This window comes from Affinundibacterium amnicola (assembly GCF_014284275.1).
GTDB classification, from domain to species: Bacteria; Pseudomonadota; Gammaproteobacteria; order Burkholderiales; family Burkholderiaceae_D; genus Undibacterium; species Undibacterium amnicola.
In genome coordinates, this window is the sequence record NZ_JACOFU010000004.1 from 410,773 (window position 1) to 436,797 (window position 26,025).

At 45.4% G+C, this 26,025-nt stretch carries 18 protein-coding genes; 12 read left to right on the plus strand and 6 right to left on the minus strand.

Annotated features, from left to right (window positions below; all coding sequences use genetic code 11):
- Positions 1 to 60: 60 nt before the first annotated feature.
- Positions 61 to 1,449 (minus strand): MFS transporter, encoded by a 1,389-nt coding sequence (locus tag H8K33_RS12255; protein WP_186891315.1) that lies wholly within the window; start codon positions 1,447 to 1,449, stop codon positions 61 to 63.
- 165 nt (positions 1,450 to 1,614) lie between these two features.
- On the opposite strand from H8K33_RS12255, the gene H8K33_RS12260 reads away from it, so the two are divergent.
- The 3 genes from H8K33_RS12260 to H8K33_RS12270 all read left to right on the plus strand — a co-directional run bounded on the left by H8K33_RS12260 (position 1,615) and on the right by H8K33_RS12270 (position 4,052).
- Positions 1,615 to 2,514, plus strand: a complete 900-nt coding sequence (locus H8K33_RS12260) for a LysR family transcriptional regulator (RefSeq protein ID WP_186891316.1) — start codon at positions 1,615 to 1,617, stop codon at positions 2,512 to 2,514.
- Positions 2,515 to 2,789: 275 nt separating this feature from the next.
- Complete coding sequence (locus H8K33_RS12265) at positions 2,790 to 3,227, plus strand: ExbD/TolR family protein (RefSeq protein ID WP_186891317.1); 438 nt, start codon at positions 2,790 to 2,792, stop codon at positions 3,225 to 3,227.
- A gap of 204 nt (positions 3,228 to 3,431) precedes the next feature.
- A complete protein-coding gene (locus tag H8K33_RS12270; protein WP_186891318.1) occupies positions 3,432 to 4,052 on the plus strand; it encodes a glutathione S-transferase in 621 nt (206 codons plus the stop codon).
- Positions 4,053 to 4,106: 54 nt separating this feature from the next.
- Here the strand turns inward: H8K33_RS12270 and H8K33_RS20185 are convergent, their stop codons facing one another.
- Positions 4,107 to 6,659: a PAS domain-containing protein gene (locus H8K33_RS20185; protein WP_186891319.1), complete on the minus strand. Its 2,553-nt coding sequence runs from the start codon at positions 6,657 to 6,659 to the stop codon at positions 4,107 to 4,109.
- Between the two features lie 311 nt (positions 6,660 to 6,970).
- Between H8K33_RS20185 and H8K33_RS12280 the strand changes: the two genes are divergently transcribed.
- From H8K33_RS12280 to H8K33_RS12290, 3 genes are all read left to right on the plus strand, one after another.
- Positions 6,971 to 7,768 carry a tRNA-uridine aminocarboxypropyltransferase gene (locus H8K33_RS12280; protein WP_186891320.1) on the plus strand — a complete coding sequence of 266 codons (798 nt, stop codon included), beginning with the start codon at positions 6,971 to 6,973 and terminating at the stop codon, positions 7,766 to 7,768.
- Between the two features lie 126 nt (positions 7,769 to 7,894).
- On the plus strand, positions 7,895 to 8,140 hold the full coding sequence (locus H8K33_RS12285; RefSeq protein WP_186891321.1) for a DUF3297 family protein: 246 nt from the start codon (positions 7,895 to 7,897) through the stop codon (positions 8,138 to 8,140).
- A gap of 27 nt (positions 8,141 to 8,167) precedes the next feature.
- Positions 8,168 to 8,590, plus strand: a complete 423-nt coding sequence (locus H8K33_RS12290; RefSeq protein WP_186891322.1) for a GTP pyrophosphokinase — start codon at positions 8,168 to 8,170, stop codon at positions 8,588 to 8,590.
- A 36-nt stretch (positions 8,591 to 8,626) separates the two neighbouring features.
- Here H8K33_RS12290 and H8K33_RS12295 read toward each other — a convergent pair whose 3' ends face one another.
- A complete protein-coding gene (locus H8K33_RS12295; RefSeq protein ID WP_186891323.1) occupies positions 8,627 to 8,917 on the minus strand; it encodes a hypothetical protein in 291 nt (96 codons plus the stop codon).
- A 29-nt stretch (positions 8,918 to 8,946) separates the two neighbouring features.
- Positions 8,947 to 9,918, minus strand: coding sequence for a hypothetical protein (locus H8K33_RS12300; protein ID WP_186891324.1), 972 nt, complete (start codon positions 9,916 to 9,918; stop codon positions 8,947 to 8,949).
- 599 nt (positions 9,919 to 10,517) lie between these two features.
- Here H8K33_RS12300 and H8K33_RS12305 point away from each other — a divergent pair.
- Positions 10,518 to 13,400: a M16 family metallopeptidase gene (locus tag H8K33_RS12305; RefSeq protein ID WP_186891325.1), complete on the plus strand. Its 2,883-nt coding sequence runs from the start codon at positions 10,518 to 10,520 to the stop codon at positions 13,398 to 13,400.
- A gap of 184 nt (positions 13,401 to 13,584) precedes the next feature.
- Here the strand turns inward: H8K33_RS12305 and H8K33_RS12310 are convergent, their stop codons facing one another.
- A complete protein-coding gene (locus H8K33_RS12310) occupies positions 13,585 to 14,232 on the minus strand; it encodes a DUF998 domain-containing protein (RefSeq protein ID WP_186891326.1) in 648 nt (215 codons plus the stop codon).
- A gap of 428 nt (positions 14,233 to 14,660) precedes the next feature.
- Here H8K33_RS12310 and H8K33_RS12315 point away from each other — a divergent pair, with 428 nt between their 5' ends.
- The 5 genes from H8K33_RS12315 to H8K33_RS12335 all read left to right on the plus strand — a co-directional run bounded on the left by H8K33_RS12315 (position 14,661) and on the right by H8K33_RS12335 (position 25,880).
- Positions 14,661 to 15,047, plus strand: coding sequence for a hypothetical protein (locus H8K33_RS12315; protein ID WP_186891327.1), 387 nt, complete (start codon positions 14,661 to 14,663; stop codon positions 15,045 to 15,047).
- A 63-nt stretch (positions 15,048 to 15,110) separates the two neighbouring features.
- The gene (locus tag H8K33_RS12320) at positions 15,111 to 16,073 is read left to right on the plus strand and encodes an alpha/beta fold hydrolase (protein ID WP_186891328.1); all 963 of its coding nucleotides are present in this window, start codon (positions 15,111 to 15,113) and stop codon (positions 16,071 to 16,073) included.
- 335 nt (positions 16,074 to 16,408) lie between these two features.
- Entirely contained in the window at positions 16,409 to 18,631 is a 2,223-nt protein-coding gene (locus H8K33_RS12325; RefSeq protein WP_222613397.1) for an NHL repeat-containing protein, read from the plus strand.
- A 261-nt stretch (positions 18,632 to 18,892) separates the two neighbouring features.
- A complete protein-coding gene (locus H8K33_RS12330) occupies positions 18,893 to 21,268 on the plus strand; it encodes a DEAD/DEAH box helicase (protein ID WP_186891330.1) in 2,376 nt (791 codons plus the stop codon).
- A gap of 229 nt (positions 21,269 to 21,497) precedes the next feature.
- Positions 21,498 to 25,880, plus strand: a complete 4,383-nt coding sequence (locus H8K33_RS12335) for an NACHT domain-containing protein (protein ID WP_186891331.1) — start codon at positions 21,498 to 21,500, stop codon at positions 25,878 to 25,880.
- A gap of 52 nt (positions 25,881 to 25,932) precedes the next feature.
- Here H8K33_RS12335 and H8K33_RS12340 read toward each other — a convergent pair.
- Positions 25,933 to 26,025 (minus strand): IS3 family transposase (locus H8K33_RS12340; RefSeq protein WP_186890449.1); only part of this gene is annotated, 93 nt, incomplete at its 5' end.

Consider the following 26,025-nt stretch of genomic DNA (forward strand, 5'->3'; position numbering starts at 1 on the left):
TGCAAATGACATGCTTAACTTAGGGCCTGTTGTCCTCATAAAACGACTAATGAGCCAGGCTTATTGAGTCAGCTTAATTCGCCACAGCCGCCCATACAATGCAAGCACCAGTGCCAAAACAATTAAACCCGTCGCTACGGCAAAAGTGACACGTAGTCCACCGACGACATCCGGCGTCGCAATCTGATGCACACTACTGGCGGCAAATAGGCTACCCATCAAAGAAGCACCAGTGATCAATCCAAGATTGCGCGCTAAGCTCAGCAAGCCAGCGATCAAGCCGCGCTGTTCGTGTGCGATATTTTGCATCACTGCGGTATTGTTTGCCGCTTGAAAAAGTGCATAGCCAGCCGTCATGAGCACGAGTGGCACGATGTATGCAGCAAGGCCGAAATGGCCAGACAACATCGCCATTGTGCCACTGCTAACGAGCATCACGACAAGCGCCGCACGATACATGTTTGTTGGGCCACAACGATCCGTTAAACGCCCAGCAGGCAAACCTGTCAATGCGGCGACGATAGGCCCCGACGACATCACTACACCGATTTGTGTCGTAGTTAGTTTAAATGCGACAGCAAGATAAAAAGGCCCAACTACCAAGGTCGCCATGACTACCGTGGTCACTAAGGCACTCATCACAAAGCCATTGCGAAGTTCCGGCTGGCGAAATAGCGTCAGATGAATAAGCGGCTTGGCAATACGGTTTTGCGAAAAGACAAACAGCGCAATACCGATGAATGCCAATAGCAATAAAATCGCGTTCAAGCGCTTAAAACTACCGCGCCCCATGGTCATCGCCAAAGCATATGTTGCCAAACTGAATGCCAGCAAAAAACTCCCCACATAATCAAATACCACACGCGTTTGGTTTGCTGGAAAATTATCTGGTGCCAAATAGCGATAGACGAGTAAGCAAGTCAACAAAGCACACGGAATCATCATAGAGAAAATAGCTTGCCATCCAAAACTACTCATTAAGATACCACCCAGCGCAGGACCTAGCGCGGTGCCGATCGCCGACATACTGCCTAACAAACCCATCGCACTTCCAGTCTTCTCTTTAGGCAGCGCCTCAGTCACCATTGCCATCGCAAGCGCCATCAAGGTCGCAGCACCCGCGCCTTGCAAAGCACGCGCGGCAATGAGGAACCACAAATTGGAGGCAATAGCGCACAGTCCAGAGGCGAATGCGAAAACGATCAAACCAGATAACAGTAAACGTCGTCTCCCGATTAAATCGCCCATTCTCCCTACACTAACAATCAATGTTGTCATCGCCAGTAAGTAAGCGAGCACCACCCACTGCACCTCTTGCATACTCGCCTGAAAATGCTGCGCCAAATTAGGTAAGGCGACATTAACAATACTAGTGCTGAGTGACGAGAGCAAGATACTGAGGCTGAGTGCCGCTAAGCGTGCATAGATTTTGAAATTTTCTGAGGGCATTTTTGTTGACGAGTTATAGGTCTTTTATTGCGTAAGAGGCTTGTGTAAAACTGCCCCGCTATGCACTAGCTTACGCCGTGCAGATATACGGCGGAAGACGCATTATTTGCATTTTATTCGTGCACAGAACGCCATCTCTCGTTTAATCGGTATTACAATCACCGCATGAGTACACCCGATTTCAATTTACTGATTACGCTCGATGCTGTGTTATCTGAAGGCAGCGTTGCAAAGGCTGCGCGACGTTTGCGACTGAGCCCTTCAGCAATGAGCCGGGCTTTGGCGCGCTTGCGTGAAACGACTGGCGACCCTTTACTGGTGCGTGCTGGTCGGGGTTTGGTCGCAACCCCACGCGCCTTAGAGTTGCGCGAACAAGTCAGCCATTTAGTGCAGGCCGTAGAAACTGTATTGCGCCCAACGACTGCGCCCGATCTGTCACGCTTACAACGCACTTTCGTCTTACGCTGTAGCGAGGGTTTTGTAGAAAATTTTGGTGCTAAGCTAATTCAGCAAACGCTGCATCAAGCGCCCAGTGTGCGCTTATGTTTTATGGCCAAAGCAGACAAAGACAGTCAATTACTACGCGATGGCAAAGTGGATTTAGAAACTGGCGTCATCAGCGCTGATATGAGCCCAGAATTGCGGACGCAAGCTTTATTCAAAGATCGGTTTGTAGGTGTCATGCGCGCAGATCACCCTCTACGCATCAAGAGCAATAACATCACACTAAGACGTTATCTGGCTAGCCAACATATCGGCATTTCACGAGAAGGCATGATCTCCGGTCCGGTTGATTTTGCTTTGCAAGAACTTGGGCTGGAAAGAAATATCACTACAATTGTTGCCGGATTTTCTACCGCGTTAGTGCTGGCACGTACTTCCGATATGATTGCCAGCGTACCCGAGCGGCATACTGGCAATTTACGTGATGGTATGCATAGCTTTGCCTTACCATTTTCTATGCCTGAAATTGCGGTCGCCTTAATCTGGCATCCGCGCATGCAAGCTGACCCGGCACATCGCTGGTTACGTGACATTGTGTTAGCGACTTGCCGTATTCCTTAGATGATGATCGATATTGCTTAGAAAAGCATTTTAATGAAAGCAAAATTCGTCCTTGAATTTTGCAGACGCATCGTCCATATTGTTAGTAAGGAGCTTGCTTTCATTTTTCGTGCGCTCCTTGTTGTTCTGTTTACGTTTTCTGCGTTTTCTGCATTTTCTACAATTGCTCTCCGGGCTTCAATCATGATTCACCGATAACTTAAACGCGATCGCTGTATCCATTGGTATTTGTACTTTTCCTGATTTCTGAATAAAACAGTCGAAAGGGTATAGTCATGGAACACAATAAAAAATCTTCCGCAAATCAATCCGATCTTGAAAAATCGGTACCGTTACCAGAAATGAATATGACACCTATGATTGATGTCATGCTGGTCTTGATTATTATGTTCATCACGACCTTGCCCCTATCGCAAAACGCAGTCAATTTGAGTATGCCCAGTGGCTGTACTGGCAATTGCCCCAAACCTGATGTGGTGCGGGTCAATGTGGATTTTGATGGTACGTTGAGTTGGAATGGCGAAGTGCTGAATAAATCACAGTTAGATACACGCTTTGCGTCTTTAGCCGAAATGACCAAACAACCCGAAGTGCAATTACTTGCACATCGCTTGGTCGCCTACAAAAATGTGGCGGCAGTATTGGCATCGGCGCAAAGTCGTGGTGTGAAATCGCTCGGTATTATCGGAAGTGAACAGTACATGGTTCAGTAAAACGACGTGGTGATCCACTGAAAGAACACTCTTCAGTTACTCCATGCCGCGTGGCTGTTTGCATGCGGCATTTTTTCGTCTTCAGTCGAAAACAGGCGGCCTTGTGAAAAGAAAAGTGATGCGTGATATGATCTTTTTCGCTTTTTGAATAAGCAAATTTGCTGTGCTTATTTCCTTTCATCCCACTTATTTCAGGAAACTACGATGCCAAAACTTAAAATTACTTATTTCGATATGCACGGTGGTCGTGCTGAGCCAGTTCGTCTGGCATTGGCGATTGGTGGTATCGATTTTGAAGATCATCGATTTGCCTATCCAGAATTTGCTACCGTACGTCAGGCAACTCCGTTTGGTCAGGTGCCTACCTTAGAAGTTGATGGTGTACAGATTACGCAATGCGATTCTATGTTGCGTTATGCTGGCAAACTCGCTGGTCTATATCCGAATGACGCATATCAGGCTTTATTGTGCGATGAGGTGATGTACGTAGTGGAAGAGGCTGGCGTCAAAATGGGGCCAACTTATCGTATGACAGGCGAAGAACAAAAAGCCGCGCGTCTGGCTCTGGTAAATGGTTCTATGCCTGTGTATCTGGCTTGGTTAGAAAAGAAATTACTCGCGAATGGTGGCAACTATTTCGCCGACAATCGTTTAACAGTCGCTGATTTGAAAGTATTTATCGATGTTCGTACATTGAACTCTGGCCGTCTGGATCACGTACCAACGGATTTGGTCGAACAAGTTGCGCCAGCACTCAACGCGCATGCAAAACGTATCGCAGAACATCCTGCGGTCATCGCTTACTACGCTAAATTTGCTAAGTAGTCTCACATCAGCCAGAGGTCGATGCAATACGCATTAGCCTCTGGCGATTTTAATTTACGAATCGTCACGATGATTATCAACGATAGGAATAGTGAACCAAAATTGGCTCCCTACGTCGACCACGGATGAGAAACCAATCTCTCCGCCCATCGCCTCGACAATTTTTTTTGTGATATTTAAGCCCAATCCAGTGCCGCCCTGCTTTCTGGTGCTAGCGCTGTCAGCTTGCGAGAATGCCTCAAAAACACGTGCTTGAAACGCACTAGGCATGCCACAACCATAATCCTGCACCTCAATCCGCATCATCTTTTCCACTTGCTGAACGCGAATATCGACTGATTTTTCTGGCACAGAAAATTTCGCGGCATTCGACATTAAATTCGCCATTACTTGCATTAATCGTTGATAGTCGCCAAGGATTTGCGGTAAATCATCACTAGATGTGTATTGATATTGCACTTTGTAATTTGTCGCATATGGTGCATTCACGGAAATCGCATCTTGAATTAGCGCATTAAGATCAATGGTATCGAGATGCAAAGTCATTTTCCCAGACAATAACTTATCCATATCGAGAATGTCATTCACTAAGTTCAACAGGCGTTGGCTATTACGATGTGCAACTTTGACGAAGTCCATCGCCTTAACTGGTAACTCGCCTAGCACGCCAGCTTCCAACAAACCCAATGCTCCGCGTATCGATGTTACCGGCGTACGCAGCTCATGACTGACGGTGGAAATCAATTCGGCCTTGATTCTCTCCAGCTCTTTATGTTGCGAGATATCGGTATGCGTGCCGATCATGCGCAGCGCATTACCATCCGCATCGCGCGTCACCACTTTGCCGCGATCCAATATCCACAAGTAACTGCCATCTTTGCAGCGAATTCTGTGTTCATTAAAAAACGATTCGGTTTTTCCATCAATATTCGCTTGCACATCTAACATTACGCGTGGCATATCTTCTGGATGCACGCGGCTTGACCATTCAGTTAGTTCAGTACCAATCTCATGTTCTTCATATCCCAACATCGATTTCCAACGTTTCGACATCAGGACTTTATTGGTTTGCAGATCCCAATCCCACACGCCATCTCCACTACCGTCAAAAGCAAATGCTAGGCGCTCTTCAGCAATTCGCATTTCTTCGAGTGCAACGCTGGTGATTTTGTTAGAGGCTTGCATCGCCAGAGCATTATTTTTACTGACAGTGATATCAACGCGAATAGAAATATATTTTTCAATGTCGCCTTTATCATTGGTGAATGGCGCGATGAAGGTATCAACCCAATAAATCGTTCCGTCTTTCGCGCGATTACATAACTCGCCACGCCAAGGTTTTCCGCTGGATATGGTGCGCCACATTTCAGCCCAAAATTCGCGGTCTTGGGTACTGGAGCTGACTATTCGATGATTTTTGCCTAGCAATTCGCTGCGCGAATAACCACTTCGCTTACAAAATGCTTCATTCACATCCAAGATATTGCCGTCCTTATCCGATACAGAAACGATGGCGTGCAAATTTAAGGCATTGAGCAAGGCATCTTTATCACGCACAGCGCTGCCCAATTTGCTCGCCATCTCATCAAAGGTTTCTGCCAATTGTTCGATCTCGCGATAGGTAGGATCTGCCATCGGCATTACTTGATGCATATTGTCAGAATCGAGATTGAAGTTGGCGATATTGCGGGTAATGTTTTCAATGGGCTTCGCGATTTTATTCGATAAGGCAACAGCAAAAATCGCCCCTAATGCGCTTAATAAAATCAACATCAAGAAAGCAATTCCACTCAATGCTTGCGCTGGCAAAAAGGCTTCCGTCTGATCAACGTGCGCCATAATGCAGCCACCACCGATTTCTTTAACATATCGAAAGCCGTGAATGATAGGAACATCGCGGTAATCAAGATCAAGCGATTCGCCACTATCTTCCGATAAACAACGTCGCATTGGATTGGTTGATATAGGCTCAACACCATGCCCTTGCAAAGATTGATAGCGTGCGCTGGTAATAAAAAAACCTTTGGCATCGGCTAGAAACGTTTCACCAGAAATGCCCAACTCTTTTGGTTTTACAAAAATAAACTGCAAAGTGCTGGATGAATAACTGACCAGTAACTTCATTTGACTATTTGGCGCGACTGCCTTCATCAAAAAACTGGGAATTCGTCCAGGTTCACGAGGAAGAAAATAGGCTAACTGGTCGGCGGAAAATTGGATATCTGCATGACCACTAGAACGTAGCTCACCAACTTGTACTGCTGGAAGATCTGGGGTAAAAAGTAAAGCTGCTTCCACATGTTCGCGATGAATTAAACTCATCAACCCAGCTTCCAGACATAGGCGTTTTTTTGTGAGTGAAGAACAACGTTGGTCTAACTCCGATAGCGCGATATTGATACGGTTCTGATTTTGCTCTAACAGACCGCTCAAATGCTCATAGCGATTTTGTGCAGACGTACCTACCACCTCAATGGCATGACGACTAGTCAAATTGTGTACAGCAATATAGGCGAGGCCAACTATCGCGCTACCAGGTATCAGTAGACATAAAAAGATAATCAACGCCAGACGCCATCGCAGTGACGCTCTCGTTTTTTTAAGCACTTAGGTCTCCAAAAGTACGAATAGATAGTAAACCAGATATGTATTGAATTAGCTATTTTTTCCATTGAATCCACTTATTCAATTCAAAAAATAGCGATAGTGGTTGATATAGACAACATAGTAAAAATGCACGATGAATCAGAATTCATTTGGCCTTGAATGAAACGACGATATAGTGCTTGCCACTATTGGTCTAAAATGCTGAACTTTTCTTCATTAGCATTGATGTGTATAGCGCAGCTACCGTAAAGTGATTCACTGCGATTCCATACTATTCATTGCTATTTGCGCCTACATGCGATTAAGCTGACATGACCCAACTACCTACTCCCCACGCCGTTTCCCGCCTGCGCGCCTGTCGCTTGGAACGTAGCACTCGGCCTTTTCTTGCACGTGGCGGCCCAAGTGGTGAGCGCTGTGCTGGGTGTCGTTTAATCCTCAGTCACTGTATTTGTGCGCTAAGAACCATCGTACCGACGCGTGCTGGCGTGTGCTTATTGATGGCAGAACATGAAACGCTCAAACCGAGTAATACGGGTTGGTTAATAGCGGATGTAATCCCGGATACCACCGCATTTGGCTGGGCGCGCACCACCGTCAACCCCGACTTGCTCGCTTTGTTGGCAGATCCACAATGGCAAGCTTATGTGGTTTTCCCTGGTGAATTTGTCGAACCCGAACGGGTGGTTTCGCAACTGCTGAGCAATGAAGAAAGCATGCCGGAAGCGAATGCAGGCAAACGTCCGCTATTCATTTTGCTCGATGCGACTTGGCCCGAAGCGCGTAAGATTTTTAAGAAAAGTCCGTATCTGAATGCCCTGCCTGTTTTGAGTTTGGCACCAGATCAGTTGTCGCGCTATCGGCTACGTCGTTCACGTCGTGACAATCATTTATGCACTTCTGAAGTCGCTGCATTGTGTCTGGAACTAGCGGGTGAGCACTTAGCAGCACAAACTTTGGCGGCTTATTTGGACGTATTTACCGAACACTATTTAAGTGCAAAACAGCAACGGCATATCGATCATGAAGATGAAATTCATCAACATTTACAAAGCCTGCGCGCGCAGATCAAGTCAGATAATCCGAGTTTCAAGCCAGATCCAGTGTGATGACTGCCGCTGAAATACGCCCAAATTCAGCCCAAAAACAGATAAACTAGCGCCTTCCGTATCTGCATTGGTATCAGCACTAGCGCCAGATACTTTGTTATTCCTTTTTTTTAAAGACAGCAACTTATGACCGATTCCACTAAACCAGCATTTCCTGATCGCCTTTCTGTTGACCCGCGCAGCAAATTTTATGTCGCTGAAATTTTTGATCACGAAGTCGGCATTCTATTGAATGGCAAAGAACGTCTCGGTGTTGAAGAATACTGCATCAGCGAAGGCTGGATCACGGTACCTGCTGGCAAGACCTTGGATCGCAAAGGAATGCCGATGATGATCAAGGTAAAAGGCGTCGTCGAGCCTTTCTACCGTTAATCTTTAACATGTATTCAATCATTTTCCATGTCAACACTTGCCACTGCGATTGAATTTGCCACCCGCGCCCACGCTGGGCGTGTTGGTGAAGATGGTGATCCCGAGATTTTCCACTCTATGCGAGTGATGTTGCGTTTGCAAGATGAGTTAGAACGCCAAACCGCGATCATCGAAGATGCCGGTAAAACATCGGATGAGTTACGCGCTGCTGGATTTGCGGAAGAAGTTGTTCTAGCCATCGAGACCCTAACCGGACGTACTGGCGAAACTTATGACGCGTATATCCAGCGCGTAATTCAGCACCCCTTGGCGACGCGCGTCAAACAAGCGGATGTGGCGGAACACGCGTCGGTAGTCAGCAAAATGCCTGTGAACGATGAGCAGATCGCTCGCATGGGTAATTATCAGCGAGCGCGTGCCACATTAGCTGCGGCGATGCGCTCGTTCTAATGTAGTGTATGCCAAGCAAATCTCACTCATTTGGCACTAGTTCTTACGCCAAGCCGTCACATTCGCTGGCACACCTTCGATAAACATCATCCCTGACCAGATCTTGCTAAAACCAGCAGGAGCTTGGTCGGTACTCAGACTGAGCTTGAGCGCGTTGGGTTGGGCTAAATCGAGTTCTTCAAAGTTCATACGATTCACATTCTTTGTAGGCGTAGTGACCATCTCTGCATTGAGAAATTCGGCAAAGCGCAATTCAAAATTCGTGATCGCTAATTCGGTTTTTTGCAAAGATAAATTGCCGTCACTTTGGGCTTGTGTCGTAGGCATTTCGATTCCTTTCATCGCTATCGATTGAATTATTTCGTGCTGTCGTTTGTGCTCGCAACCGTCACACCTGCGCTACTCAGCGCTGCACGCCACACACTATCTTTGCTCGCGCCAGACTTACGGAACTCGGTAGATATTGCTGTTTTTGCTTTCGCAAAATCGGTATAACTTGCGGGTGTTCCTGTGACTTTGCTCAACACCGCATTGATCTTTTGCAGGTTTTCTGGTGTATCAAGCGCTAGCGTTTTTAAGGCATCAGCGAGATTTTTTGTTTCGGCTAATTCTGCTTCCGTTGGTACCGTCAGTTCACGAATGTCTTGTGCTGCTTGTTTATCTTTGTTGGAAGAATCCACATGGATCGCATCAATTGCACCGATCAAGGTGCCTGCCATTTCATAGGCGTTTAAATCATCCAACGCCCTGGTCAGTGGATAATCTTCGATGGTTTTTGATGATCCTTTTAAGATTTCAATCAAGACTTGCTTTCTCTGCGCATTCATCGTTGCAACCAAGGCAGGAATCGTTTTATCGAAATAAAAATACTTATCGATCGTGGCTTTACCACCGGTGATACCTGCAGCAGCCAAGGCGATATTTGTTTTCGCCCGCATAGCACCGGTTGCCGCGCTCGCTAAATTCAAACCAATTAACAAGCCATCGGTGCCAGCATCTAAATGCTGCTTATCGACGCCCAAATCACGGACAAAGCGTTGGTAGCGAATATTGTACAAAGCCAATCGGCCGTTGATGAAATCATTGCGCTGATTGGCAGTGGGATTCGTGCCATAAGTCGATAACTTGGCTGCCGTTTGATACATATCTTCTAAAGCTTTGAGATCGTCTTCGTAACTAAACGATGGCGCTGGCGCGCCACCATTTTGCATGGTGCTACAGGCACTGAGCGTCAAAGATAAGATCGCTAGCATTCCCCATCTGACCACGGCAGAGCTTGTTCGAGACAGGGCGCCTTCAAGATCGGCGTGGACTTCTTGATTAAACATAATGGATTCCCTTCATAAAAAGAAATAGCTCTCGCCTAGATTTTGGCCACAGATGCTGACCACCTAAGTCGATCACCTAAGCTGACTGCCTAAGTTGGCTACATATACCGATTGCACATAAAGAAAACAACAATAACAACAAACCTTGATAAAAACGAGTGTCAATTTAATCAATAAGTGTTTTTTTCTTAGCCCGCGCACTTTTTGATGTTCGCAAACGACAGATGCATAAGTTGTGCCAGATGCTTGTCATGGAACTAAGCTGGTGTCTGATAGCCTAAGCTACTGGTCGGCAAATGCTCCATAGGGAAGCGCGGATTTATTCAATACGCACAATGTTCGCTTGCGATAAACATCGGTGTAGGGAATACTTTCGCCTGTTGCCAATATTAAAATTCACGAACACAACGCGGACACGACGATGAATTAAATTTGTTTGCATTAGAAATAAGCTGGTGATCAGCAAAGAGCACATTGCCAAGTATCAAACGCTCAGGCGGTTCAATCGCAACATCATCAATCTGCCATGACAAAAGATAAAACGGCGCAATTGATGCAACCCTATACAAGTTACTCCCCCTTTTTTTAAGGATAGATGAATGAAACCTTTAAGCCTCTCATTACTGATCGCAGCAAGTTTAGGCACGACGATCACGCTACCAACATTGGCGCAAAATTCAACAGAAAGCGCAGCACAAAAATCCGCCACAAAAAATACCAGCAAGAAGACAAAAGCCAGCTTGAAAGTGGATTATCAGAAATTCACTTTAGCCAATGGTTTGGACGTGATCTTGCATGTGGATCGTTCTGATCCGGTAGTAGCGGTTAACCTTACCGCCCATGTTGGTTCGGCACGCGAAAAAGCCGGGCGTACTGGCTTTGCTCATTTGTTTGAACACTTACTGTTTTTAGAATCAGAAAATCTGGGTAAAGGCGGCTTGGATAAAATGTCCGCGCGCATCGGTGGCTCAGGCGCTAATGGCTCAACCTCACGCGACCGCACTAATTATTTGCAAACCGTACCAAAAGACGCTTTAGAAAAAATGATCTGGGCAGAAGCCGATAAGTTAGGCTGGTTTATCAATACCGTGACTGATCAAGTGCTAGCGAAAGAAAAGCAAGTCGTTAAAAATGAGAAACGCCAAAGCGTTGATAACAACCCGTATGGCCACACTTCCTACGTGATCGATAAAGCGCTCTACCCTGCCGATCATCCGTACAACTGGCAAGTCATCGGTTCACTCGAAGATTTACAAAATGCGACAGTTGATGATGTGAAAGAATTCTTCCGTCGCTGGTATGTGCCAAACAATGTGACCCTAGTGATCGCCGGTGATTTTGATCCGGCACAAGCAAAGAAATGGGTAGAGAAATATTTTGCTGAAATCCAAGTTGGCGAAGAAGTCAAAGCACTGCCTAAACGTGCGGGCGTCGTGAAAGAAACCGTCAAGCTCTATCACGAAGATAATTTCGCACGTGTCCCCGCCTTAACCATGGTATGGCCAGCGGTAGAACAATTGCATGCAGATTCCTATGCATTAGATGTGCTCAGCGAATATCTGTCACGCGGTAAAAAAGCACCGTTTTATCAAGTTCTAGTTGAAGATAAAAAGCTTACTGCCAACGTCAGCATAGCCAATCGCACTTCCGAATTAGCTGGGCAATTTATGCTCAGCGTGCGTGCGTTTGATGGCAAATCCTTGGATGAAGTTGCCAGTGCGGCCAATCAAGCTTTCGCTAAATTCGAAAAAGAAGGTATCTCAGAGAAAGATTTAAACCGCATCAAAGCCGGACAAGAAACGCAGTTCTATAATTCGCTTTCCAGCGTACTCGGCAAATCCGCGCAATTGGCTGAATACAATTATTTGACCGGTAATCCAGGTTTCGTTGAACAAGACATCAAAAACATTTTGGCAGTCACACCAGCCGATGTCATGCGTGTGTATGACAAATACATCAAGGGTAAAAACTATGTTGCCACTAGCTTTGTACCAAAAGGCAAAGTCAATCTAGCTTTGAGTGGATCGGGCAAAGCCGAAGTCGCTGAAGAAAAAATTGTGCAAGGTGCAGAAGCAGCTGTTGATCCCAACATCAACGCGACTTACACCAAGACTCCATCCAAAATCAAACGCGATCAAGAACCAGCCTACGGTGCAGCTGCCGAGGTGAAAACACCTAAAGTGTGGGAAGGCAAACTGAATAATGGTCTGCGCGTATATGGCATACAAAACGATGAAGTACCGCTAGTGCAATTTGAAATCGTCATGGATGGTGGTTTGCAATTAGAAGACATCAACAAAGTTGGCGTTGCTAATCTGATGGCACGCATGATGACGCAAGGTACTGCAAAAAAAACGCCACAAGAGTTGGAAGAAGCGATTAAACAGCTTGGTGCAAGCATCAGCGTCGGTGCAAACACCGAAGATATTCGCATAGGCTTTACTACTTTAGCGCGTAACTACACTGCAACTGTAGCCTTAGTCGAAGAAATCTTACTGCATCCCCGTTGGGATGAAAAAGAATTTGCATTAGTAAAGCAAGCTGTACTGAGCCAAATTCGCCAACAAGAAGCCAACCCGAATGCCATCGCTAACAACAATTACAACAAGCTTATCTACGGCAATGACAATATTCGATCACGCAATATTTTGGGATCAGAAGAGACTGTCAAGTCAATCACGATTGATGATTTAAAAGCTTATTACCAAAAGAACTTGTCGCCATCTGTAACGCGCATGCATATTGTGGGTGCTTTACCCAAAGCAGCAATCGAAAAATCATTGACGCCATTGGCAAAAAATTGGCAAGCGAAGAAAGTCGAATTGCCAGCTACGAATATCGCTGGTACAGACGCCAAGCAAACGCAAGGCAAAGTGTTCTTTGTCGATATCCCAGATGCCAAACAATCCGTTTTGCAAATCGGCTATCCAGCACTAGCGGCAACTGACAAAGACTATTACCCAGCCAATGTCATGAACTACATCTTAGGTGGCGGCGGCTTTGCATCGCGCCTCACCCAAGAACTGCGCGAAGGCAAAGGCTACACCTACGGCATACGCTCAGGCTTTAGCGGCACCAAGAGCGCGGGCGATTTCAGTATCAGTAGCGGCGTGCGTACCAACGTGACGCTAGAATCAACACAATTGATCAAACAAATCCTGCAAGACTACGCAGTGAGCTACTCAGATGCGGATTTAGAAACCACCAAGAGCTTCCTCATCAAGAGCAACGCGCGTGCATTCGAAACAGCAGGAGCCAAGCTCGGCCTGTTAGACAACATCAGCAAATATGGTTGGACACCAAACTATGTGAAAGAGCGCGAACAGATCGTCAAGACCATGACGGTAGAGCAAATCAAAGCACTGTCACAAAAATACCTCGATCCAAACAAGATGATCTGGTTGGTCGTCGGCGATGCGAAAACCCAATTGCCACGCATGAAGGAATTGGGATTTGGTGAGCCTGTGTTGTTGAGTAAATAGAGTTGGCTTCTTGGGCACGGCGAGCACGTGCCCAAGGATTTGCTGCGGTGATTAAAACTAAACAAAACGAATGCGAGTCGTGATTTTCAAAAAAATCACGACTCGCATTCTTGGATGAATTTTGTAGGTTGGTGCTGAGCTTGCGAAGCCCAACTTCTTCACGGCTTCATCCTCGAACGTCAAGCTACATTGCGCCCCCGACCTGCCAAGCTGCTAAAGCCAGGCTGCCGAATAGGCAAAGCTCTGCTATGCGCTGAATCAGGCCACGAATAGGATGTGGAAAGGACAATGCGATAGCAACACCAATCACAATGTACCCCGCAGTTTCAAAAGGTTCACCCAAGCTCTCGGCCAGCGTCATCATTGCGAAGGCGCCACCAATGTATTCAACAGCACCAGCAAAAAAATGCAGCGTATGGCTGACCGAACCATATAAAGGTGCACCTGCGTCACAAGGGAACACAGCAGCGCCAATGTAGCCAATTGCGATACAGAGCGCGAGCCTTGCAGCGGCTGGCGAGGCGGTGTTAATAAGGTAGGCAACGATCAGGAGAGAAATGCCTATGGGCAGGAAAAGACCGAAGGCAACAAAGCGCTGATTGTGCGCTCCACTCTCACCGATCTCGCTGATCGTGTGTTTGATGTGACTGTAACCAGACTTTTTGGGCGCCAGCACGATAAGACTGACGAAAAGGTAGATAGCAGCGATCACTGTTACTAATGTTGGCATCATGGCTTTCTCCGCAATTGAAAGCGATTTAATTTTCAAAATGCAAAGATACTCGAACACTAAAAGAATGACAATTTGTTTCAACTCTTTTAAAACCCGCATGACAGCTACTTGATTTTGCTGCTGTTCAATGACATCAGACTAAACCGAGTTGGGAAGAAACGCAGTTAATTCACAAACAAAAAAACTTCAAAAAAATTATGTAAAGGACGCTTGACAAAGATTTTTTTTGGTTTACTATGTCAAACATGCTTTACACATTAAGCGAGTCGCAAGTGATTCGAGATGTCAGAAGCAAGCAATACTGAAGTAAAAGTAAACCAGCAGCTAACACCGGAATTTCCGCATGCTGCTTATTTTTTAAGTTTGTGTGTCAAGCGTGCTTTACATGCAACGAGTATTAGAAAATCTGTCGTCATTAGCAGTAGCAAGGCATCTCAGGATTCCCTGCTTTTTTTATCGCCTCATGTGTCAACTTTACTTTACATAAGCAGCAAAAATTTTATTCCAAACCATTTTAGGAGAACATCATGAACAAGCTCAGCATCAATACACAATCCCGCAATGAACTCAATGCCTCGATTATTTTGGCGGCGATCACTTGGTCTTTGACGATGATTTTTGCCGATGAAATTATTGCTGCCAATGGTCACGATGTATTCAACTTATTTCCTTTGCTGCCAGTCGTGATTTTTAGTTCTGCGGTGTTTCGTCATCTAAAACGTGTTGGCAGCAGCGCAGCGCCAGAAGTGGCGCAAAACATGGCGGTCGCTGGTTTGATCGCTAGCGCTTTTGCTGCCATTTACAGCCACGCCGATGGTGCCGGATTTGCCCAATTGAGCGCGATGGCAATTTACACCTGCTTTGCAGTGAGTTTGGCGACGATTTCCTTCATACGCAATTGCATCAAACGCTAATTTTTGCCCCCCAACGACAAGCCCAATTCATTATTCGACAATCATTCAAACAGAGAGATCATCATGAACTTCACTAAAGTTATTCAATTGAGTTTTTCCACCATCGTTTTTTTTGCCTGCGCTACAGTGACGACTTATCAAATGGCATTCGCAGCGCCGGTCACATCAGCTGCTACGAATGCCGCTGTCGCAAAGGCTGAACAATTTCAAGTCGGCAGCATGCATGTAGAAAAATATGCCAACGCGACTGCCAAAGGTGCACCTGTCATCTTGATCCCTGGCTTATCTAGCGGCGGCTATGTATGGGATGACACTGTGAAGCATCTGCAAAAAAATCACGAATTGTATGTGATTACCTTAGCCGGATTTAATGGCAAACCCGCCATCGCTGGTCCTAAATTAGCGAAGGCAAAAGACTCACTATTAGAGTTAATTCAAACCCAAAAAATCCATAAGCCTGTCTTGGTTGGACATAGCATGGGGTCGGCTTTATCGATCTGGTTTGCACAGACGCATTCGAATTTAATCAGTGGTGTGTTTGGGGTTGATGGCTTGCCCGTATTTCCGCGTTCTGAAAATATGAGTCTGGAACAACGCAGCACCATGGCAAGTAATTTGCAGGCACAAATGGGTAGCGCGGATCAAAAGAGTTATGCCGCACAACAAGTGCAATACATGCGCACCATGGGCGTCGTTGATTTGCAATTGGCCGACAAAATCGGTGCTTTGAGTGCGCAGAGTGATCCGGTTGCTACTGCCGAATACATGGCCGATTTATTCCGACTCGATCTGCGTAAAGATTTACCAGCGATCAGTGTTCCCCTCGCCTTGGTTTCGCCTTACTACGCACCGGACTTTGTCGCGATGAATATCTCGGCAGAAGCGAAACATGCTTACTACGAAAGCTTAATGAAAGGCACACCAAAATTACGCATGGTACCGATTGCTGGCGCGCGTCACTTCCCTATGTATGATCAGCCGCAAATGTTTCAGGAGAAGTTGGCTGAGTTTATTAATTCCCTATGAGTTTTTAATGCGTCAACAGCGCATGAGTTTGATTACTTAATTAGTTGAATGAATGTGGCTTGGGTTTGCCTGAGCCACATTGGCTTTTACAATCTCTGAAACATCATAAAGATGCTTAAGAGATTTGCTTTTATTTGAGGAATGCTGGGTTACAAAAAATGTAATTTACGGATCGTAGGCATTTTGAGGAACGCCACACTTGATTACATTCCGCTTTATAAGTCTTTGATGATAAGATATGTAAATGTTTTTACACTATCTTACTGCGATAGATTAGCATGGCGCTTTTTTAGACAATTCCCTACATTCCCCTATTTATGATTTTACAAATTCCTATGATGTTGAAAACGACGACTTCGCTTGTGCGCTGGAAATGCGCATTCGGTTTATCTACACTTTTATTGTTAAGCGCTTGCGGTGGTGGTTCCGATACGCCGTCGGCTTCCGTCTCACCAATCGAAATCAATGTCACTTCCGTCAATTCAGAGATCGAGGCTGGCGCACCAAATGTATTGATTTCTGCAAACGTGCGTGGGAGCACTAGTCCAGCGAACTGGCATTTAGAAGGGACTATTGGACGCCTTAATGCAACTACAGGAAATACGGTTGAATACATCCCGCCACCACTTGGCACAGTAGAAACTGTGAGCAATATCAAAATCACTGCCAGCGTAGGTTCAGTAAATAAATCTATCACGTTCTTGTTACGTCCTAGTGCCAGTGGTGCGTATGCCTACACTGGCGCAGTGCGTGGCTGGGGTTATATCGACGCCTTAGGTAATGCGGCACGATTTGCTCAGCCCAACGATATTGTCGCAGATGCTGAGGATAATTTGTATGTATGGGACGAGGGCAACAATCGCATCCGTCGTTTGAGCAAAGCAGGGGCGGTTAGCACTTATGCCGCCATCATCAAACCATCTACAGCCTCGTATAAAGTATGGTTGAAGCTGCGCCATTTTTCTGGCAGATTCATATACACCAAAGACGCCGAAGAAGCGCAATTGATCTCTCCCGATGGAAGCAAAATCTCAGTCGATTATACCGATCTGCCAGACATCGCTGACTATCGTGATATCGATGGCAATGTTTATCATCGTGGCTCGGCGGCCTATGGAAAAAGTTTCGCCACGGTGACCAAAAATCGACAAGTGCTTGCCGGTAACGCGCCTGCAACGGTAGCAAAAGATGGTGTCGGCAGCGATGCGAGTTTTGTTGCCATTAGCAATTTGGTGGTCTTTCCAAATAAGATGGTCTATGTGTTGGATCAAGAACTCGCTAGCGGTAAATATCAGCTGCGCCAAATAAGCCAAGCGGGCGTCGTCACGACTTTGAGCACAGCGAAATTCGAATCTCCTGCACGCATCATTCCAAATTCTGGCGATCTACCAACAGTATTGGATCGTAATGGCGTCCATAAATTGCAAGCGGGCGGCAATTGGAGTTTCACGTCCATTAGCGATAACAAGCTCTTTCCTGCTAAAAATCTTGCGTTCGATTCGCCTGATGCAACAGCAGACAAGGATGGCAATATTTATTTGACAGATCCTATTTTGGATCGCATCGTGCGTGTTACCGCACAGGGAAATGTGAGTATCTTTGCTGGCATGCTTGACGGAAAATCACGAGCTAATCGTCTTGATGGCCGTGTCGATGCCGCACGTTTTTTACACCCTTATGCGATGAGTAAAGATCGCGCTGGCAACCTTTATGTGGTTGAGGACACGCCGAACCTGTTAGATTCTTACGGACAATCGTGGACGCAATATGCGCTGACTTTGCGTAAAATTGCTGTCGACGGCAGCGTCACAACATTGTCTGCGCCAGGTATCTGGTGGGGCAAAGCCGATAGCACGAAGATGGCGGAATCCTTTACTGCTCCTGCTAAGCTAGTAGTCGATAACGAGTCCAACATTTGGATTTTTAATCGACTATTAATGGTGGGGAGTGTTTTTGTTCCACCTACGCCCTTTGGCGAAAATGCTATTTGGAAAATCACCCCAGATGGCAAGCTCACGAAAGTGACGACAAAAATTACAGACTGCCCGACTAGCGCTCGTGAATGGAAAGTTTGCGATATCGCTTTTGATGGTAAAGACAATTTAATCGTAGCGGATGGTGATGGTGTGCATAAACTGCACGTCGATGGAAGCATGACAAAGTTATCCGGAATGGAGGCTATAGGATCGGTAAGCGCCTTTTCCACTGACACTAAGGGCAATTTATACTTCACCCGCGACTCCAGCAGTGACCCTGGCATTTACAAACGCTCTGCCGCAGGTTCAGTCACTAAATTGCACAATACAAGTCCATATTTGAACAGCAATATGCTCGCTGATGACCAAGGAAATATCTATTTTTCCAAGGCTTGCGCATTGTATAAAATTAGTGCTTCAGGTGTTGAAAGCTTGATTGCTGGTGTGGCTGGACAGTGTGGAATGCAACTTGGACAATTGCCAAATATTAGATTGCACCACATCACTAGCTTCGCATGGTTAGGCGTAAATTCCATGTATGTGAGTTCGGATGATGCGGTGTTGAAAATTGTGTTGCCGTAAGCAGAATTGATTTTACGTTGTTGAATACAGATGACCGACAATACCGCGAGCATCCATGCGCGGTATTGTTATTTTGGCAGAAGATATTTTTTTACTACCGAAATACCCATGTTTTCAAGCTAATTGCATGATTTTTAAGCGAAAAATAGCGAAGCCATTAGGAAGAAACTGCATCTAAGAGTAAACTACCGCCTTATGCTTTTTTGCATCCTGCGAAAAACGCGCCTCTTGTACCCGATGTTCCTCTAGTGAGCCCGCCCCATGTCTGAAGCCCAATTATCCCCGTCTATCACCTTTGCTGACCTGCAATTGAGTGAAGCCATCCAACGCGCATTAAGCGACGTTGGCTACGAATCGCCATCGCCGATTCAAGCTGCTACTATCCCCACTTTGTTAGAAGGCCGTGACGTCTTAGGTCAGGCACAAACGGGTACTGGTAAAACCGCTGCGTTCGCATTGCCGATTTTGTCGCAGATCGATATTCGTCAAACGGCACCGCAAGCGCTGGTATTAGCACCAACGCGTGAATTGGCGATTCAGGTGGCAGAGGCATTTCAGACATACGCGCGTTATATTCCGGGCTTTCATGTCTTGCCGATTTACGGTGGTCAAAGCTATGGCCCACAATTATCTGCGTTGCGCCGTGGTGTGCACGTCGTAGTCGGTACGCCAGGTCGCGTGATTGATCATTTAGACAAAGGCTCACTCGATTTATCCCAACTCAAAACTTTGGTGCTGGATGAAGCCGATGAAATGCTGCGTATGGGCTTTATCGACGACGTAGAACGCATCTTGCAAGAGACGCCAGAAGGTCATCAAACCGCGCTGTTCTCCGCGACTATGCCATCGGTGATCAAACGCATCGCGCAAACTTATTTGAACAAGCCTGCTGAAATCACGGTCGCAGCAAAAACCGGCACCGCCGATAATATCCGTCAGCGTTACTGGTTAGTCAGCGGCATGCACAAGCTCGATGCCTTGACGCGTATTCTGGAAGCAGAGACGTTTGACGGCATGATTATTTTTGCCCGCACCAAACTCGGCACCGAAGAACTCGCTTCCAAATTAGCCGCACGTGGCTTCTCCGTCGCTGCGATCAATGGCGATATTCAACAGCAACAACGTGAACGCACGATTCAGCAACTCAAAGACGGCAAGATCGATATCTTGGTCGCGACTGACGTGGCGGCGCGCGGTCTGGACGTAGAACGTATCAGCCACGTGGTTAACTACGACGTACCGCATGATCCAGAAAGCTACACACATCGTATCGGTCGTACTGGTCGTGCAGGCCGTAGTGGCGAAGCGATTTTATTCATCACCCCGCGTGAAAAAAATCTCTTAAAAGCGATCGAACGTGCGACACGTCAACCAGTATCACCATTGGAATTACCAACGATACAGGCGGTTAACAATGTGCGTATCTCACGCTTTAAAGATCAGATCACTGAAACTTTGGCGCAAGGTGAACTCGAACAATTCCTCAACGTGATCGCCGAATACGAAAGCGAACACAATGTACCTGCATTTGAAATCGCCGCAGCATTAGCAAAAATGGCACGCGGCGATGAGCCACTACTGCTCGACAAAAATAAACGCGAAGTCAAAACCGATGACAGCTGGCGCGATGAAGCTCCTTCACGCGGTAGTCGTACAGAACGTGGTGATCGCCCTGCTCGTGGTGAACGCGGTGACCGATTTGGCGACCGCAGTGATCGCGAAAGCCGCGGCCCACGTCGTGAACACAGCCCACGCACAGCCGAACCAGGCATGCGCACTTTCCGCATCGCAGTGGGTCATGAACATGGCGTTAAACCAGGCAATATCGTCGGCGCGATTGCCAATGAAGCGAATATCGATTCTAAACATATCGGCCGCATCGACATCTACGACGACTACACGGTATTAGATCTGCCAGAAGATTTGCCAAAAGATATGTTGTCGCACTTGAAGAGCGTCCGCGTTGCTGGTCAGGCACTCAACATCCGCGCCGATGGCGAAGCGGCCAGCAGCAATGAAGAAGCACCACGCAAGTTTAGTGAACGTGCGGAACGCAACGAACGTACGGAACGCACACCACGTGCTGAACGTAGCGATAGTTTCGAAAAGAAATCAGAGCGCAGCAAACTCGACAAAGTAGTCGAACGCGCAGCCACATTCCCAGCCGATGAAGCCCCAGCCAAAGCCGACAAAAAACGCGCAGACAGCAAAGGCAAAGTCGCCATCCCTATGCAAACCTTCCGCATCGAAGTCGGCAAACAACACGCCGTCACACCGGGCAATATCGTCGGTGCAATTGCAAATGAAGCAGGCTTGGATGCAAAGTTAATTGGCCACATCGGTTTATTCGATGATTACTCAACAGTCGATCTACCAGTCGGCATGCCAAAGGACATCCTCACGCATTTAAAAGGCGTGTGGGTCGCAGGTAAAAAATTAGACATCAAAGAAATCGGCAGCAGTACGATGTTGGTTAATGCAAAGCCGGTGCCACTGAAAGAACGCATCACCGGCGGCAATCGTCGTGTGGCGGAAAAAGACGCTGCACCACGAGCGAAGAAACCAGTGACAGCACGTGGCGGTAGTGGTAGCCGTTTTGAGAACGTGAAGGCGCCTAGTAAGACTAAGAAATATTGATTTGATGATGTAGTATCTGAGTAGTTGCTATAGACAAAAAACCGCCTGATTGGCGGTTTTTTGTTTTCTGACAGAGAAATTAGATTTGACTATTTAAGAAAACACTTGGGCTACAAGAAAATTTTAAACCCATCGAATTCACTGGGTTTAAACTATATGATATTGCTCTACATACGCATCTCTATAAATGTAGTCCCTTCTCCATCAAAAATATTTCTGATTGCTCACCATGCGAGATGACAAAAAATTACTCCCACAAATTCAACGAAATTTCTGTGATATCTCGGAGGAAATCGATAGCCATATTGAATACGCCCAAATACAGAAACAGATGGGCTTGGCAGGAAAAATGAATTGGGAAAAGTTATTGGAGTCTCGCAGAATACTCATTGTTTCTGAAGCTGGCTCTGGTAAAACTTACGAATGCAAGCAAACGCAACAGCGACTTTGGGACAGTGGTCAGCCTGCATTCTTCTTAGAATTGGCAGAGTTAGCGAAAGCTGATGTATACGATCAACTTTCCTCGAGTGCAATTGAGCGCTTCGAAACTTGGCAAAGTTCTCAATCGGATATCGCTACTTTCTTCTTAGATTCAATTGATGAGCTACAACTAACTCAAGGGAATTTCAAAGTCGCTCTGACGCGACTAGAAAGAAAACTCTCAAAGAATTTGCATCGAACGTGCATTATCATTACTACACGACCAATTCCTTTTGATGGAAATGAATTTAAAAGGATATTACCTGTACCACAGAGTGATGAAGAGGTAAATTTAGGAGAAATATCGCTAGAAGAAAGCTTTGCCAGAATTGCAGCAGGTCAGATTTCGACTAACGGGCAAGAGAAAACAAAAGCACCTGAAGCCCCCATTTGGCGACACGTTTACTTAATGCCTTTATCGGCAGAACATATTCATGAAATTGCCCATGCACAAAAAGTCGAAAACATTGCCGAACTTCTAAACGCAATTCATCAACGTGATCTTGAAGATTTTACACATCGCCCCTTGGATTTAATTGAACTATGCATAGATTGGCGAGAACACAAGCGCATTCATACTCATCAAGAACAGCTCGAAAATAATATTCGAATCAAATTAAAACCGCGCATTGATCGTGACGAGCTGATTCCATTGTCACCAGAAAAAGCTCTTGACGGTGCATCTAAACTCGCTTTGGCTTGCTTACTTTCAAAAAAACTGACTATACGGCATAGCGCAGAATCAGAACAAGTAGCGAATACTGAAGGCACTCTAGATCCGTCAACGATTTTGATTGATTGGAATGAGAAAGAAAGAAAAACTTTACTCGAACGGCCACTGTTTGGATTCGCAAATTATGGACGGATTCGTTTCCATCACCGTTCAGTCATCGAATTTCTTGCGGCTAAACAGCTCAATAATTTACTCCAAGTTGGGATGACAGTAAAAGCTCTTAAGCGACTCTTATTTGCAGAGACACCGCAAGGTATCAAAGTCATTAAGCCAAGTTTAAGACCAATCGTTGCTTGGTTGGCAGCAAATGATGGCAGTATTTTTAAAGAAGTGCTAGAGCGTGAGCCAGAGGTTTTATTAAATTTTGGCGACCCGGAATCACTATCCTTCACACAACGATGCCAAGCACTAGAAACCTATGTTAATCGCTACAAAGATGGGAAATGGCGAGGTCTACACGTGCCGCGTTTGCAAGTGCATCGTATTGCAAGTCAAGAACTAGCACCGTTAATTCTTGAAATCTGGAGTTTGAATATAGAAAACCCTGAAGTTCGAGAGTTAATCATTGAAATTATAGAAATTGGCAAAATTAAGGAGTGTGCTGATTTAGCCTTAACCGTGGCATTGAACCATAAAGCGGAATGGCAAGAGCGCCATTCATCTATTGCGGCATTAATTCAATTCAATGACTCTCATATAATCGACGTCCTGAATAACATGTTAGGGCATCCTGAACAATGGATTGCGCAACTAATTAAATCTGCGATTGTGGATTGTTTTCCTCTTCAGCTATCGATTGAGCAAGTAGGTTTCCTATTGCAGCATGTCTCTGAACTATCTAATGAGATAGGCGAACTAAAATGGCGTTGGCCTAAAGTCATTGCTGAATCCAATTTTACGCAACACGCTCTTGAACAGTTGCGACAAAAACTAAATGATCTGGTGCTGGAAAATGCAATACCCACTAGAACTGAATTAATCGATAAAACCCCAAGAGCCGACTTGTTGAATGCCTTGGCCGCAGTTTGTCTACGATTATTAACCAAGAATTGCTTTGATGAAGCGGTATTCAAATCGTCGATTGTAGTGCAGCACTTTTCAGAAGACCACTATGCGAGTCAAAAGGAACCCATATCTGAACTAAGAAAAGCACTTAGTTCTATTCCAGAGCAATGCAGGGAAACATTTTATTTTGTACATCTTGCATTCATTCAAAGTTTTTACAGTACAGAAAATAGCAATTATCAGTTTTATCATCTAAGCCATCAAAGCCCAATTCAATACAATATTCAACAAGATGATATTTGGATTAGAAAAAACCTAGCCTTAAGATCGCTCGCCATTGATACGCGCGCACATCTCCTAAAATTGATGATCAATATTCATAACGATACACAGCATGACAGTGCCCAATACTTTGATAACTTCATATCATTAGTTACGGATAGTGAGAATCTGACAAAACAACTCGAAGAATATTCAAAGCCTCCCAAAGTATATGCAGAACAAATTCGTTGTGAAAATCAAGCAAAGAAATATGAAGAGAAAAGTCGACGACAAGATGCAAAAAAAAGGGCAAGTTGGACTGCTCTGCGCAGAGAAATTTGTAATGCACCACATAACGTATTTAGCAATGAACGGATGTGGAATACGTCATGGAATCTATGGCATGCGGCATTGAACGACAATAACCAAAAAAGTGCTGCCTGGAACCGCTTATTTTTTGAAAAATATTTTGGCGAAGAGATTACAAATCAATTCAAACACGTTTTGACGAATGTCTGGCGCAATGAAAAACCGATACTTAGAGTCGAACGCCGAGACGAAGATAAAAACACATGGTACGAAAGTTGGAATTTAGGACTTTGGGCAATTTCCGCGGAATCCGAAGGTCCCGATTGGGCAACTAATTTGTGCCACGAAGAAGCTCTACTCGCCGCACGATTCGTAGCGATAGCTTTAAACGAATTTCCTGCATGGCTGCCAAACTTAACAAGCGCACACTCACTAGCCGTCGAAACAATTCTAGGTTTAGAATTAGCTGGGGAACTAAACGAAGTTACCAAATCAATTTGCTACTTCAAGATCCTTCAGCGACTACAAAGAGAATCGCCTTCATTCGTAAAGCTATTCATACCAGTATTGCTACAACATTTTAATTCTGTATCTCAACTTAAAGAAACCGACGATGAAAAGTCGGCAAATGAACGGCTACATCTGGTCGTGAATTTGCTGCTTAAATATGGTGATGAAACAGTTGTTGATTTTATTCTTAGTAATGCAAAGGAAAAACTGAATAAGGGATTAAATACACCTTTTTCTTTTGTTTGGATTTCAGCGCTGTTAGCGATTTCCCCTACTGACGCCACTACCATACTTGAGAATGAATTGATTTTGGTTGAATCAAATGAAATCTCTTCTGGTGTGAAATGGATTGCCAAACTTTTTGGGAAAGAATTGAATAAAAGACTCTTTACGCTAACAAATACCAACTTCACTCCCCAGGTGTTATTGAAGCTTCTACGCTTAGCTTATAAGCATGCGAATCCCAAAGATGATCCTGTACATAAAGGCAGTTATGCACCCAATATGCGAGACAACGCAAAGCGTGGACGAGATGCATTGTTAACCGCAGTTCTAAATTTGACTGGATCAGAAGGCTGGAATGCAAAACAAGAGTTAGCAGATGACCCATTACTTACAGACTTTAAAGATCGAGCGTTATCGCTCGCGACAGAGAGTGCAGCTAGAGAAATGGACGATCAGATTTATAGTCCAACAGAAATCTCCGACTTCTATAAAAGCTACGAAGTAGCTCCAAAAACGCGAGATGAACTCTTTAAAATGATGTTAGATCACCTAGATGACTTAGAGGACTCTCTACTACGAGATGATTCACTAAAGGAGTTATGGCGGTCAATTCCTGAAGAAAAAATGATGCGTCAAGCAATCTCTCACGAATTAATTCGAATCTCAAAAAACAATTACCACGTGAGTCAGGAAGGTGTAACCGCTGAAGAGAAGGAAACAGACATTCGAATACAACTATGCAATTGCGATTTACAAGGTGTTATCGAATTGAAACTTGGTGACGGGCGTAGTGGCCGTGATTTGCGAGACACACTAAAAAACCAGATCGTCACAAAATACATGGCACCAGAATATCGCCGAGCCGGATGCCTACTAGTGACAGTCAATAGTGATAAACACTGGGATCACCCTGACACTGATGCGTCTCTTGATATCAGTGGTCTACGCGATATGTTGAATGAAGAAGCTCAGAAAATAGTAACTGAAAGGGGTTGGACATTAAAACTGGCTGCGAGAGTTTTAGATTTACGACCTCGTCTAATGACAGAAAAATTAAGTAAAGCCAAAATTAACGAGTCACAAAACTAGACAAAAAAACCGCCACGATGAACTGACCCCAGAAAGTTGGACAGTTTGTTGGCTAGGCATGCAAGGGCTGATTTCTGTATTGCACAGGACTCAGCCCTTTTAGTTTCAGTTTGATCCTATCGTGATTATAGTAGTGAATGTATTC